Raw genomic sequence first — 13569 nt, 5'->3', positions numbered from 1 at the left:
AACGGAGGTAAGCAGGATCCGTGCCAGGTAGACTTTGCAGATTTTACAGGATGTTATGTGGGGAGGGCGCGTGTCATCGTCAGGCTGTTCGTCAGTTTTGACGATGACACGTCAGGAAGGCATTGAGCGCAGAAATTAGAGATCGTCCATCGTGTAACCCACCACGATTTCCAGGGTCTTACGAATCACATCCGCCTGAACCACATCGTGGGTGGCTTCCAGCGTCTGAATGAGCCAGAGGATGATTGCCTTATTAGACAGATGCCCCTCGGAGGCCAGAACACAGCGTACTGCAGTAGAAAAAACAGCGGACTCTTCAGCAAAACGATCGCCTGCGTGACGGAAGTACTCCGACAGCGCACTGTCTAAAAAAGCAGAATGGTATTCGGGTTGAAGCTGAATATTTTGTCTCATTTGTTCTCACCGTAGCTGTTAAATTGCAGTCAATGTATTTTTTTGGGATCGGACGGTTTTCCACTTCCAAATAACGGCACAACATTGTCTCTGTTATCGTTGAGAGGTCCCTCTCTTTTCGTTCGTCCTTGCGCGGTTCTGCGACGTGTAAAGGCGATGCTGTTTGAGCCGATTTCGGCAATCACCACCGCAAGTGTCTCCCGCCGCCGGGGATCCTTTTCATGCTCTTTCATGCTCCGCAGACGCTGCAGCAATCCTTCGGTTGTCACTGGCCCCCGCTCCTTAAGAAGAGAGAGAACGGCTTCACCGATAAGCTGGTCGATCAGTCGGTCTGCGTTACTGCTATTCATAACCTTACCGTTCGAAGAGCAGACCAAGCAGCATGTGGTAATGCTCTTCCTCTTCCGGCCCCTCTGCCTTTTCGAGGCGGCTGAGCAGTTTGGTACAGAGCGATTTGCGATTAAGGTTTCGCCCGTCGCTGAGGATTTCGACAACCACCTGGCCCAGCGTCTCCTGTTGAGTAGGAAGCACGGCCTTTTCAAAGTACTGTGCGATCGCTGCTGCGGAATCTGTGGCGTAACCTTTCTGCTGCATGTTTCGCTCCTGTAAAATTTCGTAATCACTAACGTTACAATTAAGGTATACATAATTTCTAAATCTGTACACTTAAAATGTACAGATTTTTAATGTTTTTATGATATATTTTTTAAATCTCTTTATTTTCATTGCTTTATAAGCGTGTCATGAACCGGTAACGTTACAGGATATATTGTACAAAAAGGTCCAACACTGGTAAGTTGTACAGCGCAGAAAAATGTTTCTATAACTCCCGTAAATGATTGAGATGTAAATTATTTGTCAGTCAATTAATGTGCTATAAATGATCCTTATCCACCTTTTTGTGGCCAAAACCCTAACCCCCAGGAATAGCATGCTCACAACCATCATTTACCGTAGTCATATCTGCGAGGACGTTCCAGTGAAAGCGCTGGAAGCAATGGTCGCTGCTGCCAATAGTAAAAACCGGCAATCCAATGTGACGGGGATCCTGCTGTTTAACGGCACGCATTTTTTCCAGCTGCTTGAAGGGCCAGTGGAGCACGTTACTGCAATCTATGAGCAGATCTGTAATGACCTGCGCCACCATAATCTGGTGGAGCTGATGCGCGACCACGGGCCTGTCCGGCGCTTTGGCAATGTGGGGATGGAGCTTTTTGATTTGCGCCACTTCGACAGGGACGAGGTGCTGCAGCAGGTGCTCAACAAAGGAACGACGCGTTACCAGCTGACGTATAACGACCGCCCGCTGCAGTTTTTCCGTACCTTTGTAGAGGCCACTGAAAAAGCGAACTATTTTGAACTGCCCCCGGCGGATTCATGGGATTTCGTTCCCGAAGAAACGCGCTTGTCCGCACAGCCTGAGGTGGTGGCGAAAGGGGCGGACTGCAGCTTTGCGTTCCAGCCGATTGTCGATCCGTTTATGCAGCAGGTCGTCTCCTGGGAGGCGCTTATCCGCACCCCTGACGGCGGCTCGCCCGGCGTCTATTTCGCTAACCGCCCGCGTGACGAGGTTTATGCATCTGATTTGCAGAGCAAGCAGGTAGCGCTTTCCATGGCCAGCGCGCTGGGGTTACAGGACCAGACGCTATCCCTTAACCTGCTGCCCATGACGCTGGTTAATATTCCCAACGCCGTGGATTTCCTGCTCACCGCGATTGAAGCAAACGGTTTTGTACCCGAGCAAATTGTGGTGGAGTTTACCGAAAGCGAAGCTATTTCCCGTTTTGATGAATTCACGGATTCGGTCAGGCAGCTCAAAAGTGCGGGACTCAGCGTGGCGATCGATCACTTTGGCGCCGGTTTTGCGGGGCTACAGCTGCTGGCTCAGTTCCAGCCGGACAGAATTAAGATTAATCGCGATCTGGTCGCGAACGTGCACAAAAGCGGCCCCCGACAGGCCATCATTCAGGCGATTATCAAATGCTGTTCCTCGCTCGAGATCCAGTTCTGCGCGGTGGGCGTGGAGAAGGCGGAAGAGTGGATGTGGCTGGAGTCCGCGGGCATTTCCCAGTTCCAGGGACATCTTTTTGCCAGCCCCCGGCACGGCGGTATTCCGTCTATTGCGTGGCCAGAGAAAAAATCCGAGTTCTGATAAAGCTATACACAATCCGGAAGAGTTAACTGTACGAACTGCAAATTTTATACAACAATGTATTAACAGGTGAAGGGAGGAGCAGCCCATTCACCTGAGCGAAATGCGGTCTTAGTTATACAAATGGTGTGTACAATCTGATAAGGTTGGTGCAGTTAGGTATGGAAGTTCTGAGCGTGAGGGAGTTAATGGCCTATTACAGTATCGGCGAAGTGGCCGAACGATGCGGTATCAACCCCGTTACGCTGCGTGCCTGGCAGCGCCGTTATGGATTGTTGAAGCCGCAGCGCAGCGAAGGGGGTCATCGTCAGTTTGACGATGAAGATATCCTGCGCATTGAAGAGATCAAACGCCTGATGAAAAGCGGCGTTTCGGTCGGAAAAGTGAAAGCCTTGCTGGAAAACAAGGAAGTGTTGACGCAGGGCAACTGGGTCTCGTTCCAGGAAGAGATGATGACCGTTCTGCGCTACGCCAGCCCGGCAAAACTTCGCGCTAAAATGGGTGAATTCCGCCGCGATCACGCGATGGATCCGCTGATTGACAATATTATCTCTCCTGTCCGTCAGCGAATGAATCAGGATCAAAACACCGTGCGTCACATGGCGAGCCTGTTTGACGGCGTGCTGATCGAATTCGCGATTGCGAGTCTGGCGGAATCCCGCAAGAAAGCCGGTCAGGACGCTCTCCTTATTGGCTGGGAATGCGATGACCGTACCCATCTTTGGCTCGAGGCCGCGCGCTTATCGCAGAAGGGCTGGCATATTGACGTGCTGGCTGAACCGATTGACTCACCGCGTCCCGAGCTTTTCCCCGGGCAAAAAATCTTCGTCTGGACGGGAAAATCGCCAACGCCTCGTCAGCAGGAACAGCTAGACCACTGGCGTGAGCAGGGGTTTGCTGTTTCATTTCATCACTGATCGTCAGAGGCCTTGAGGGCCTTTTTTTGTTTCCGCCGATACGGCAGTCGCTTTGTTCTTAGAGATTAAAAATGAAATTACAGCATTTTTAATCCCACAATTTTAGTGATGTTAATTTAATAATTTCCTTCTTACTGACTTAAAGGAACTAAGTATGAGTTGGAATAAAGAAGCTGCTGTTTCACACCTCCGGTCACGCGCTCTCGGTCGCTCCCATAATGAATGTGCTACCTTTAACAGGGAGGTAATAGCGGCTGGCGGCATACGCCTGGAGAGAACGCTAAACGCAAAAGATTACGGAAAATCCTTGTTGCGAGCAGGATTTCGTGAAGTTCCACCGGGTTCAACATTATTGAGCGGTGATGTGGCTGTGATACAACCCTATCCGGGAGGAAACTCCAACGGGCATATGACCATGTATGATGGGACACAATGGATCTCCGATTTCCGACAGCATAGCATGTACCCTGGCCCGGGGTATCGCGCGGCTCAACCGGCCTTCAAAATTTACAGGATGAATTGATGCGAGCCGCAATAGTGTTATGCACATGCTTGCTCTCCGCTTGCTCAGTGAAGCCAGATCAGAGTGCGCCGAGTCGCGTACGTTCTTTTTACTCTACTTATCTGATGTCTCTTACCAGCAGCGACAATATTTATTCGCCGTCTGAGCTGCGTGAATATGTCTCTGCCGACACGCTGAAGAGACTGGATGATATTGAGTCGATACCCGAGCAAGATCTTATTGGATCTGATTACTTCGCTTATGCGCAGGACTATGATTCATCGTGGATATCGGCACTCACTGTCGGTGACGCCAAACCTTTTATGGGCGGCAAAATGTTGCCCGTATGGATTGGCAAGGAGTACGGAGGGAAATTAGAGCTCCAGGTATTCGTTCGGCGTGAATCAGGCACATGGAAGATATACCGGGTCCGCGATGTAACCGATAACTATGAACATCCAATATTTAATGCGGGAGCCATCTCGCGCGCGAAGTCTGCAGCTGAAACCGGCCTTTAAACCGTAAGTGTCATTAGCCCCTGTATCAGTAGGGGCATTTTGGGGCGAATAAATGTATGAGTTGTCCTTTATAGCCTGATGTGTGTTATCAGTAAGTATCTGATTTTACGACAATCAACTAATTTCACGGAAAATAGAAAATCTATCTCAAAAATAGGCATTTCCGATGCATATTTTATTTTTCTCCTCTCCGTCATAAATGCCGTCACGAAATGCATTATTAATCAATGCATTGAACAAATAAATCCATCCTGACTGCATCCTCCCACAGGGTCTATGCTTAATAAAAGTAGCCAAAAAGGGCGGTTTAGCCGAATGCCCCTGCTGACAGAGGGTTGAAGTGATAATCGTTATCACTAACATGGTGTTATGCCCTGATGGCTTATCAGATGAGGTGGACCTATGGAACTGCATTCAGAAACCTTTAATCCTGCCGATTTTGCCTGGCGCGGCTTAACGCTCACGCCAGCGGCGGCGGCGCATATTCACGAGCTGGTGGCGAAAAAGCCAGAGATTCTTGGCGTGCGTTTAGGTGTCAAACAGACCGGCTGCGCAGGCTTCGGTTACGTGCTCGACACCGTCACCGAACCCGAGAAAGACGACCTGGTGTTCGAAACGGACGGCGCAAAGTTGTACGTCGCGCTGCAGGCCATGCCGTTTATCGACGGTACCGAAGTGGACTACGTCCGCGAAGGCTTAAACCAGTTATTCAAATTTCATAACCCGAAAGCCCAGAACGAATGCGGCTGCGGCGAAAGCTTTGGGGTATAGGCGGTACTATGTCTCGTAATACTGAAGCAACGAGTGAAGTAAATACCTGGAGCGGTGGGCACCTCAACTATAAAGAGGGGTTCTTCACCCAGCTGCAGACGGACGAGCTGGCGAAAGGCATCAACGAAGATGTCGTTCGGGCGATCTCGGCGAAACGTAATGAACCCGAGTGGATGCTGGAATTTCGCCTGAGCGCCTTCCGCGCCTGGCTGGAGATGGAAGAGCCGCACTGGCTGAAAGCGCATTATGACAAACTGAACTATCAGGACTACAGCTACTACTCCGCGCCCTCCTGCGGCAGCTGTGATGACACCTGCGCTTCGCAGCCCGGCGCGGTGCAGCAAACCGGCGCGGAAAATAGCTTCCTCAGCAAAGAGGTAGAAGAGGCTTTTAACCAGCTGGGCGTGCCGGTGCGTGAGGGTAAAGAGGTGGCGGTGGACGCTATTTTTGACTCCGTCTCGGTGGCGACCACCTACCGCGAAAAGCTGGCCGAGCAGGGGATCATTTTCTGCTCCTTCGGCGAAGCAATCCACGATCATCCGGAACTGGTGAAAAAGTATATTGGGACCGTGGTGCCCTCTAACGACAACTTCTTTGCGGCGCTCAACGCGGCGGTGGCCTCGGACGGCACCTTTATCTACGTGCCGAAAGGGGTACGCTCTCCGATGGAGCTCTCGACCTATTTCCGCATCAATGCGGAAAAAACCGGTCAGTTCGAGCGCACGATTCTGGTGGCGGACGAAGGCAGCTACGTCAGCTACATCGAAGGGTGTTCCGCCCCGGTACGCGACAGCTACCAGCTGCACGCGGCGGTGGTAGAGGTCATCATCCATAAAGATGCCGAGGTGAAGTACTCGACGGTGCAAAACTGGTTCCCGGGTGACGGCAATACCGGCGGCATCCTGAACTTCGTCACCAAGCGCGCGCTGTGCGAAGGTGAAAACAGCAAGATGTCGTGGACCCAGTCAGAAACCGGCTCTGCCATCACCTGGAAATACCCGAGCTGCATCCTGCGCGGGGATAACTCCATCGGTGAGTTTTACTCGGTGGCGCTCACCAGCGGCCATCAGCAGGCGGATACCGGCACCAAGATGATCCACATTGGTAAAAACACCAGATCGACCATCATCTCGAAAGGCATCTCTGCCGGGCACAGCCAGAACAGCTATCGCGGGCTGGTGAAAATCATGCCGACGGCCACCAACGCGCGAAACTTTACCCAGTGTGACTCGATGCTGATTGGCGCAGACTGCGGCGCGCACACCTTCCCGTACGTCGAGTGTCGGAACAATACCGCCCAGCTTGAGCATGAGGCAACGACGTCGCGGATTGGGGAAGATCAGCTCTTCTACTGCCTGCAGCGCGGGATCAGCGAAGAAGATGCCATCTCAATGATCGTTAACGGCTTCTGTAAGGACGTGTTCTCTGAACTGCCGCTGGAATTTGCCGTTGAAGCCCAAAAACTCCTCGCCATTAGTCTTGAACACAGCGTCGGTTAAGGAAAGCACATGTTAAGCATTAAAGATTTACAGGTTAGCGTAGAAGACAAAGCGATCCTGCGTGGCCTCAATTTTGACGTAAAGCCGGGTGAAGTTCACGCCATCATGGGGCCGAACGGTTCCGGGAAAAGTACGCTTTCTGCGACGCTGGCGGGCCGCGAAGATTACGAGGTAACCCACGGCTCGGTCGAGTTTCACGGGAAAAACCTGCTGGAGATGTCGCCGGAAGACCGCGCGGGAGAGGGCATTTTTATGGCCTTCCAGTACCCGGTAGAAATTCCTGGCGTCAGCAACCAGTTCTTCCTCCAGACGGCGCTGAATGCGGTGCGCAAGTATCGCGGCCTTGAGGCGCTGGACCGCTTCGACTTCCAGGACCTGATGGAAGAGAAGATCAAGCTGCTGAAAATGCCGGAAGATCTGCTGACCCGCTCGGTAAACGTCGGCTTTTCCGGCGGAGAGAAAAAGCGTAACGACATCCTGCAGATGGCGGTTCTGGAGCCCGAGCTGTGCATACTGGATGAGACCGACTCCGGTCTGGATATCGACGCCCTGAAGATCGTTGCTGACGGGGTGAACTCCCTGCGCGACGGCAAGCGCTCGTTTATTATCGTCACCCACTACCAGCGCATTCTGGACTACATCAAGCCGGATTACGTTCACGTGCTTTACCAGGGGCGAATTGTGAAATCCGGTGATTTCACGCTGGTTAAACAACTGGAGGAGCAGGGTTATGGCTGGCTTACCGAACAGCAGTAATGCGCTCCAGCAGTGGCACCGGCTGTTTGAAGCCCAGGGGGGCACGCGCTCCGAGCAGGCGCAGCAGCATCTGCAGCAGATGCTGCGACTCGGGTTGCCGACGCGTAAGCATGAGAACTGGAAATACACCCCGCTTGATGGCCTGCTGAACGCCGAGTTTGTGACCCGCCTGGCGGAAATCACTCCGGCGCAGCGCGACGCGCTGGCGCTGAATGTTGATGCCCTGCGCCTGGTGTTCGTCGACGGTCAGTTCCGCCCCGAGCTGAGCGACACGCTCGAGGATTGCGGATTTGAGGTTGAGATTAACGACGATCGCCAGCGCCTGAGCGCTCCGGTTCAGCCTGAAGTCTTCCTGCACCTGACCGAGAGCCTGGCCCGCGGCGTGACGCATATCCGCGTGAAGCGTAATCAGCGCCCGGCAAAACCGCTGCTGCTGATGCACATCACTCAGGGTCTGGATGGCGACGAAATCAACACCGCACACTATCGCCACCATCTTGAGCTGGCGGAGGGGGCGGAGGCCACGGTAATCGAGCACTACGTCAGCCTCAACGATACCCGCCACTTTACCGGGTCGCGCCTGACGATGAACGTCGCCGCAAACGCGCAGCTTCACCACGTCAAGCTGGCGTTTGAGAATGCGCAGAGCCACCACTTTGCCCATAACGACATCGTGCTGGGCCAGGACGCGGCGGCGTATAGCCACAGCTTCCTGCTCGGTGGGGCGGTGCTGCGCCACAACACCAGCACGCAGCTCAACGGCGAAAACACCACGCTGCGCATCAACAGCCTGGCGATGCCGGTTAAATCAGAAGTATGCGATACGCGCACCTGGCTGGAGCACAACAAAGGCTACTGTAACAGCCGGCAGCTGCACAAAACCATCGTGAGTGATAAAGGGCGCGCGGTGTTTAACGGCCTGATTAACGTGGCTCAGCACGCCATTAAAACCGACGGGCAGATGACCAACAACAATCTGCTGTTAGGGCGCCTGGCGGAGGTCGACACCAAGCCGCAGCTGGAGATCTACGCCGACGACGTGAAATGCAGCCACGGCGCGACGGTCGGGCGAATCGATGACGAGCAGATGTTCTACCTGCGTTCCCGCGGTATCGACCAGCAGGCGGCGCAGAAAATGATTATCTATGCGTTTGCCGCTGAACTGACGGAAGCGCTGCAGGATGGTCAGTTAAAACAGCAGGTGCTGGAGCGTATTGGCCAGCGTCTGCCTGGAGGCGCAGCATGAGTTTTCCCGTTGAGAAAGTACGGGCAGATTTCCCGGTTCTGACCCGTGAAGTAAACGGTCTTCCTCTGGCCTATCTGGATAGCGCGGCCAGCGCGCAGAAGCCGAATCAGGTGGTGGACGCCGAGGCCGAGTTTTATCGCCACGGTTACGCCGCCGTACACCGGGGGATCCACACGCTGAGCGCGGAAGCCACGCAGCGCATGGAGAACGTGCGCACGCAGATGGCCGCCTTCCTCAACGCGCGCTCGCCCGAAGAGCTGGTGTTTGTGCGCGGCACGACGGAGGGGATCAACCTTGTCGCCAACAGCTGGGGCAACGCGCAGGTCCACGCGGGGGATAACATTATCATCACCCAGATGGAGCACCACGCCAATATCGTACCGTGGCAGATGCTCTGCGAGCGCGCTGGCGCGCAGCTGCGGGTGATCCCGCTCAACGTCGACGGGACGCTTCAGCTTGAGCAGCTTGACGCCCTGCTGGACGACCGCACGCGGCTGGTGGCGGTTACTCAGGTCTCCAACGTGCTGGGAACAGAAAACCCGGTCGCGGAGATCGTCGAAAAGGCCCATCGGGCGGGCGCAAAGGTGCTGATTGACGGTGCCCAGGCGGTGATGCACCACGCGGTCGACGTCCAGGCGCTGGACTGCGATTTCTACGTCTTCTCCGGACACAAGCTCTACGGCCCGACCGGGATTGGCGTGCTGTATGTGAAAGAGGACATCCTGCAGGCGATGCCGCCGTGGGAAGGGGGCGGGTCGATGATCGCCACCGTTAGCCTGTCAGAAGGGACTACCTACGCCCGCGCGCCGTGGCGCTTTGAGGCGGGCACGCCCAACACCGGGGGCATTATCGGGCTGGGGGCGGCGGTCTCCTACGTCAGCGCGATTGGTCTTGATGCCATTCAGGAGTATGAACAACTGCTAATGCACTATGCGCTTGCCCAGCTTGCCAGCGTACCGGACCTTACTCTCTACGGACCTGCCGAACGGCAAGGGGTGATCGCGTTCAATCTCGGGAAACACCACGCCTATGACGTGGGCAGTTTCCTCGATAATTACGGCGTAGCGGTCCGTACCGGGCACCACTGCGCCATGCCGCTGATGGCGTTTTACCAGGTACCGGCAATGTGCCGCGCATCGCTGGTGATGTACAACACAACGGAAGAGGTCGACAGGCTGGTGGCGGGGCTAAAACGCATTCACCAGCTGCTGGGCTAACGGAGAGGCGAAAGATGGCAGAGCTGCCGGACAAAGATAAATTACTGCGCAACTTCTCGCGTTGCGCAAACTGGGAAGAGAAGTATCTCTATATCATTGAGCTGGGACAGCGCTTACCGCCGCTCGGCGAAGAGGCGCATAGTCCGGAAAACAGTATTCAGGGCTGTCAGAGCCAGGTGTGGATTGTGATGGAGCAGTCTGATGACGGCACTGTCGAATTACACGGCGACAGCGATGCTGCCATTGTAAAAGGGCTTATTGCGGTCGTCTTTATTCTTTATCACCGGATGTCGGCGCAGGATATTGTCGCGTTCGACGTCCGCCCGTGGTTTGAAAAAATGGCCCTGGCCCAGCACCTTACCCCGTCCCGTTCCCAGGGACTGGAAGCGATGATTCGCGCCATCCGCGCCAAAGCTGCAATCCTTAGCTAGACTTACAGAACAGCATTCATTCTGTTTCGCGAGGTGGTTCCCGCCTCGCTGGTTTTTCAGCTTTCTGGCATCCTGCCGGTGAATAAGGAATCTCAGCATGAAGCGCGCGTCTCTAATAACTCTATTACTTATCAGTTCGCTCGGTGCCCTTAATTCGGCTCGCGCGATGGACTATCCGTTGCCGCCCGCAGGCAGTCGTCTGATTGGGCAAAATCAAACCTACACGATACAGGAAGGGGATAATAAGCTGCAGACCATCGCCCGCCGGTTTAATACCGCGGCGCAGGTGATTCTGGAAACGAACAATACCATTGCGCCGGTCAACCCGGCTCCGGGGACCGTCATCACCATCCCGTCGCAGATGCTGCTGCCGGACACGCCGCGCGAGGGCATTGTCGTTAACCTCGCTGAGCTTCGGCTCTACTACTTCCCACCGGGAGAAAACATTGTTCAGGTTTTCCCGCTCGGCATCGGACAGCTGGGGCTGGAAACGCCGGTTACGACCACGCGCGTGAGCCAGAAAATCCCTAATCCCACCTGGACACCGACTGCGGGCATCAGAGCACGCTCTCTGGAGCAGGGAATTAAACTGCCTCCGGTGGTCCCTGCCGGGCCAAATAACCCTCTGGGACGCTTCGCACTGCGTTTAGGCGTGGGCAATGGGGAATATCTGATCCACGGCACCAGCGCGCCGGACAGCGTCGGCCTGAGGGTCAGTTCCGGCTGTATGCGGATGAATGCCCCGGACATTAAAGCCCTGTTCGAACAGGTGCGGGTGGGCACGCGGGTACAGATCATCAATGAACCGGTGAAGTTCTCCGTTGAGCCGGACGGTAAACGCTATATTGAAGTCCACCGTCCGCTGGCGCAGGCAGAAGGCGAAAACCCACAGGTCTCGCCAATTACCCATTCCGCAGACTTTGCGACCTTTGTTTCGCAGGCGGGAAGCGATAAGGCGCTTATTGATAAAGCCCTGTCACGCCGCGCCGGGATCCCGGTTGTCGTGTCGTCAGGTAGCGGCCCGTCAGCCAGTAATAACGTGTTGTCCGTGCAGAACAGTCGGGTGTCCGCTGCGGTAGCGGAAGATGAAGGGGAGAAAGTGACGCAGTAGCCGTTTGACGGAGGCAAAAAAAATGGCGCACAATGTGCGCCATTTTATTAACAGGTACTATTACTTACGGTATTTAGTAGCCTGGTTGTCCAGACGCTGGTTAGCGCGAGCTGCGTCGTCTTTAGCAGCCTGAACGTCGGAACGGATTGCGTTCACGTCGTTGCTCAGCTGGTCAACTTTAGCGTTCAGAGTCTGAACGTCAGAAGACAGCTGATCGATTTTAGCGTTGCTGGAGCAACCAGCCAGCAGAGTAGAACCCAGGATTACCGCGCCCAGTACCAGTTTAGTACGATTCATTATTAATACCCTCTAGATTGAGTTAATCTCCATGTAGCGTTACAAGTATTACACAAAGTTTTTTGGGTTGAGAATATTTTTTTGATGGGAATACACCTATTTTTGATCGTTCGCTCAAAGAAGCATCGAATCAGCCCTTTTCGGGCAAAAATCTAAGGAAAAAAAGGCATTTATCATCGGATTCATCTTAGATAATTCGCAATTAAATAGAAAAACCCGATTTGCATTTTGAATGACTTTGGCTAATGCCAGAAATAAAAAAAGCGCCCGGCGGGCGCTTTTTATCAAAATTAATTCGTTCGGGAATTATTACAGCACGTGAACAGATGCGGTATTGGTGGTTCCGCTTGGGACCAGCGCGCCAGAAACCATGACCACAACGTCGCCTTTCTGTGCCAGACCGCGATCAACCAGCTCCAGAGCCACTTCTTTACCCAGACGATAGAAATCATCGGTAGAGGCGATCTCTTTCACCAGGTGTGGGATAACGCCTTTGCTCAGCACCAGCTGACGGGCGGTGGTTTCGTTGGTGGTCAGCGCCAGGATGGTCGCATCCGGGAAGTATTTGCGCACGGCACGAGCAGATTTACCGCCCTGAGTGGCAACCACGATCAGCGGGGCTTCCAGCTTCTCAGCGGTTTCTACTGCACCGCGGCATACCGCTTCGGTGATGCGCAGCTTGCGGCTGTCGTTGTTGTAGTCCAGACGGCTCTTCATCACGCGGTCGGTACGTTCGCAGATGGTGGCCATGATGGACACTGCTTCCAGCGGGTATTTACCTTTCGCGGATTCGCCGGACAGCATAACGGCATCGGTACCGTCGAGAATGGCGTTTGCCACGTCGCCTGCTTCAGCGCGGGTTGGGCGTGGGTTTTTGATCATAGAGTCCAGCATCTGCGTGGCGGTGATAACCACTTTACGCGCGCGAACGCATTTCTCGATCATCATCTTCTGCGCGAAGATCACTTCTTCAACCGGGATCTCAACGCCCAGGTCGCCACGAGCAACCATGATGCCGTCAGACGCTTCGAGGATTTCGTCGAAGTTGTTCAGGCCTTCCTGGTTTTCAATTTTGGAGATGATCTGGATCTTCTCGCCACCGTGCGCTTTCAGGTGCTCACGGATTTCAACCACGTCGGAACGCTTACGGATGAAGGAAGCGGCAACGAAGTCAACGCCTTGCTCGCAACCGAAGATCAGGTCTTGCTTGTCTTTTTCAGCCAGGGCTGGCAGCGCGATGGAGACGCCCGGCAGGTTAACGCCTTTGTTCTCGCCCAGGTCGCCGTTGTTCAGCACTTTACAGATAACCTTGTTACCTTCGATAGCGGTAACTTCCATACCGATCAGACCATCGTCAACCAGCACGGTATTACCGACGGAGAGGTCGCTGGTGAAGCCTTCATAGGTCACTGCAACGATTTCATTGTTACCGACCACGGATTTGTCGGTGGTGAAGGTGAAGGTCTGGCCCGCTTTCAGAGAGACGTCGTTACCGCCTTCCAGCTTGATGGTACGGATTTCTGGACCTTTGGTATCCAGCAGGATGGCGGCTTTTTTACCGGTCTTGCTCATTACGTTGCGCAAGTTCTGGATACGCTGACCGTGTTCTGCATAGTCACCGTGGGAGAAGTTCAGACGCATCACGTTCATGCCGGCGTCCAGCATTTTGGTCAGCATCTCTTCAGATTCGGTTTTCGGGCCGATAGTACAAACAATTTTCGTCTTTTTCATGACAGTC

16 protein-coding genes are annotated in these 13569 nt (G+C 54.1%); 11 read left to right on the top strand and 5 right to left on the bottom strand.

All coding sequences use genetic code 11. The features are described from left to right. Positions 1 to 135: 135 nt before the first annotated feature. Genes M2433_RS04580 through ycgZ form a run of 3 tightly spaced genes read right to left on the bottom strand, consistent with a single transcriptional unit; the run spans position 136 to position 1008 of the window. Complete coding sequence (locus tag M2433_RS04580; RefSeq protein WP_023311323.1) at positions 136 to 414, bottom strand: biofilm/acid-resistance regulator YmgB/AriR; 279 nt, start codon at positions 412 to 414, stop codon at positions 136 to 138. Positions 415 to 443: 29 nt separating this feature from the next. After that, complete coding sequence (locus M2433_RS04575) at positions 444 to 764, bottom strand: hypothetical protein (protein WP_047348830.1); 321 nt, start codon at positions 762 to 764, stop codon at positions 444 to 446. Between the two features lie 4 nt (positions 765 to 768). Then, a complete protein-coding gene (gene ycgZ, locus M2433_RS04570; RefSeq protein ID WP_429053044.1) occupies positions 769 to 1008 on the bottom strand; it encodes a regulatory protein YcgZ in 240 nt (79 codons plus the stop codon). Between the two features lie 337 nt (positions 1009 to 1345). Between ycgZ and M2433_RS04565 the strand changes: the two genes are divergently transcribed. From M2433_RS04565 to ldtE, 11 genes are all read left to right on the top strand, one after another. Beyond that, on the top strand, positions 1346 to 2566 hold the full coding sequence (locus M2433_RS04565; protein ID WP_429053043.1) for a diguanylate phosphodiesterase: 1221 nt from the start codon (positions 1346 to 1348) through the stop codon (positions 2564 to 2566). A gap of 188 nt (positions 2567 to 2754) precedes the next feature. Continuing rightward, positions 2755 to 3483 (top strand): MerR family transcriptional regulator, encoded by a 729-nt coding sequence (locus M2433_RS04560; RefSeq protein ID WP_059312084.1) that lies wholly within the window; start codon positions 2755 to 2757, stop codon positions 3481 to 3483. A 154-nt stretch (positions 3484 to 3637) separates the two neighbouring features. Further along, positions 3638 to 4006, top strand: a complete 369-nt coding sequence (locus M2433_RS04555) for a hypothetical protein (protein ID WP_429053042.1) — start codon at positions 3638 to 3640, stop codon at positions 4004 to 4006. Continuing rightward, complete coding sequence (locus M2433_RS04550; RefSeq protein WP_429053041.1) at positions 4006 to 4503, top strand: YbjP/YqhG family protein; 498 nt, start codon at positions 4006 to 4008, stop codon at positions 4501 to 4503. Before M2433_RS04555 ends, M2433_RS04550 begins: the two co-directional genes overlap by 1 nt. Positions 4504 to 4905: 402 nt before the next feature. Further along, positions 4906 to 5274 carry a Fe-S cluster assembly scaffold SufA gene (gene sufA, locus M2433_RS04545; RefSeq protein ID WP_008500631.1) on the top strand — a complete coding sequence of 123 codons (369 nt, stop codon included), beginning with the start codon at positions 4906 to 4908 and terminating at the stop codon, positions 5272 to 5274. Between the two features lie 8 nt (positions 5275 to 5282). Then, positions 5283 to 6773, top strand: a complete 1491-nt coding sequence (gene sufB, locus M2433_RS04540; RefSeq protein WP_429053040.1) for a Fe-S cluster assembly protein SufB — start codon at positions 5283 to 5285, stop codon at positions 6771 to 6773. Between the two features lie 9 nt (positions 6774 to 6782). Further along, positions 6783 to 7529 (top strand): Fe-S cluster assembly ATPase SufC, encoded by a 747-nt coding sequence (gene sufC / locus M2433_RS04535; protein ID WP_059312082.1) that lies wholly within the window; start codon positions 6783 to 6785, stop codon positions 7527 to 7529. Next, positions 7504 to 8775: a Fe-S cluster assembly protein SufD gene (gene sufD, locus M2433_RS04530; protein ID WP_429053039.1), complete on the top strand. Its 1272-nt coding sequence runs from the start codon at positions 7504 to 7506 to the stop codon at positions 8773 to 8775. Before sufC ends, sufD begins: the two co-directional genes overlap by 26 nt. Continuing rightward, complete coding sequence (gene sufS, locus M2433_RS04525) at positions 8772 to 9992, top strand: cysteine desulfurase SufS (protein WP_429053037.1); 1221 nt, start codon at positions 8772 to 8774, stop codon at positions 9990 to 9992. Before sufD ends, sufS begins: the two co-directional genes overlap by 4 nt. 14 nt (positions 9993 to 10006) lie before the next feature. Further along, positions 10007 to 10423 carry a cysteine desulfuration protein SufE gene (gene sufE, locus M2433_RS04520; protein ID WP_429053036.1) on the top strand — a complete coding sequence of 139 codons (417 nt, stop codon included), beginning with the start codon at positions 10007 to 10009 and terminating at the stop codon, positions 10421 to 10423. A 97-nt stretch (positions 10424 to 10520) separates the two neighbouring features. Next, positions 10521 to 11534: a L,D-transpeptidase LdtE gene (gene ldtE / locus M2433_RS04515; RefSeq protein ID WP_264438878.1), complete on the top strand. Its 1014-nt coding sequence runs from the start codon at positions 10521 to 10523 to the stop codon at positions 11532 to 11534. A gap of 60 nt (positions 11535 to 11594) precedes the next feature. Here the strand turns inward: ldtE and lpp are convergent, their stop codons facing one another. Continuing rightward, entirely contained in the window at positions 11595 to 11831 is a 237-nt protein-coding gene (gene lpp / locus M2433_RS04510; RefSeq protein ID WP_010430241.1) for a murein lipoprotein Lpp, read from the bottom strand. A gap of 309 nt (positions 11832 to 12140) precedes the next feature. Continuing rightward, positions 12141 to 13562, bottom strand: a complete 1422-nt coding sequence (gene pykF / locus M2433_RS04505; RefSeq protein ID WP_047348822.1) for a pyruvate kinase PykF — start codon at positions 13560 to 13562, stop codon at positions 12141 to 12143. Between the last annotated feature and the right edge of the window lie 7 nt (positions 13563 to 13569).

Origin of the sequence: Enterobacter sp. AC1 (genome assembly GCF_050434705.1) — a bacterium.
Lineage (GTDB): Bacteria > Pseudomonadota > Gammaproteobacteria > Enterobacterales > Enterobacteriaceae > Enterobacter > Enterobacter cloacae_L.
This window is presented reverse-complemented; position numbering and strand designations above follow the sequence as displayed.

Excerpts from the sequence above, each read along its gene's own strand:
- ldtE (WP_264438878.1), top strand. The coding sequence starts at position 10,521 with ATGAAGCGCGCGTCTCTAATAACTCTATTACTTATCAGTTCGCTCGGT.
- sufC (WP_059312082.1), top strand. The coding sequence starts at position 6,783 with ATGTTAAGCATTAAAGATTTACAGGTTAGCGTAGAAGACAAAGCGATC.
- M2433_RS04555 (WP_429053042.1), top strand. The coding sequence starts at position 3,638 with ATGAGTTGGAATAAAGAAGCTGCTGTTTCACACCTCCGGTCACGCGCT.
- sufB (WP_429053040.1), top strand. The coding sequence starts at position 5,283 with ATGTCTCGTAATACTGAAGCAACGAGTGAAGTAAATACCTGGAGCGGT.
- sufD (WP_429053039.1), top strand. The coding sequence starts at position 7,504 with ATGGCTGGCTTACCGAACAGCAGTAATGCGCTCCAGCAGTGGCACCGG.
- M2433_RS04575 (WP_047348830.1), bottom strand. The coding sequence starts at position 764 with ATGAATAGCAGTAACGCAGACCGACTGATCGACCAGCTTATCGGTGAA.
- pykF (WP_047348822.1), bottom strand. The coding sequence starts at position 13,562 with ATGAAAAAGACGAAAATTGTTTGTACTATCGGCCCGAAAACCGAATCT.
- ycgZ (WP_429053044.1), bottom strand. The coding sequence starts at position 1,008 with ATGCAGCAGAAAGGTTACGCCACAGATTCCGCAGCAGCGATCGCACAG.
- M2433_RS04560 (WP_059312084.1), top strand. The coding sequence starts at position 2,755 with ATGGCCTATTACAGTATCGGCGAAGTGGCCGAACGATGCGGTATCAAC.
- sufA (WP_008500631.1), top strand. The coding sequence starts at position 4,906 with ATGGAACTGCATTCAGAAACCTTTAATCCTGCCGATTTTGCCTGGCGC.
- lpp (WP_010430241.1), bottom strand. The coding sequence starts at position 11,831 with ATGAATCGTACTAAACTGGTACTGGGCGCGGTAATCCTGGGTTCTACT.
- M2433_RS04565 (WP_429053043.1), top strand. The coding sequence starts at position 1,346 with ATGCTCACAACCATCATTTACCGTAGTCATATCTGCGAGGACGTTCCA.
- sufE (WP_429053036.1), top strand. The coding sequence starts at position 10,007 with ATGGCAGAGCTGCCGGACAAAGATAAATTACTGCGCAACTTCTCGCGT.
- sufS (WP_429053037.1), top strand. The coding sequence starts at position 8,772 with ATGAGTTTTCCCGTTGAGAAAGTACGGGCAGATTTCCCGGTTCTGACC.
- M2433_RS04550 (WP_429053041.1), top strand. The coding sequence starts at position 4,006 with ATGCGAGCCGCAATAGTGTTATGCACATGCTTGCTCTCCGCTTGCTCA.
- M2433_RS04580 (WP_023311323.1), bottom strand. The coding sequence starts at position 414 with ATGAGACAAAATATTCAGCTTCAACCCGAATACCATTCTGCTTTTTTA.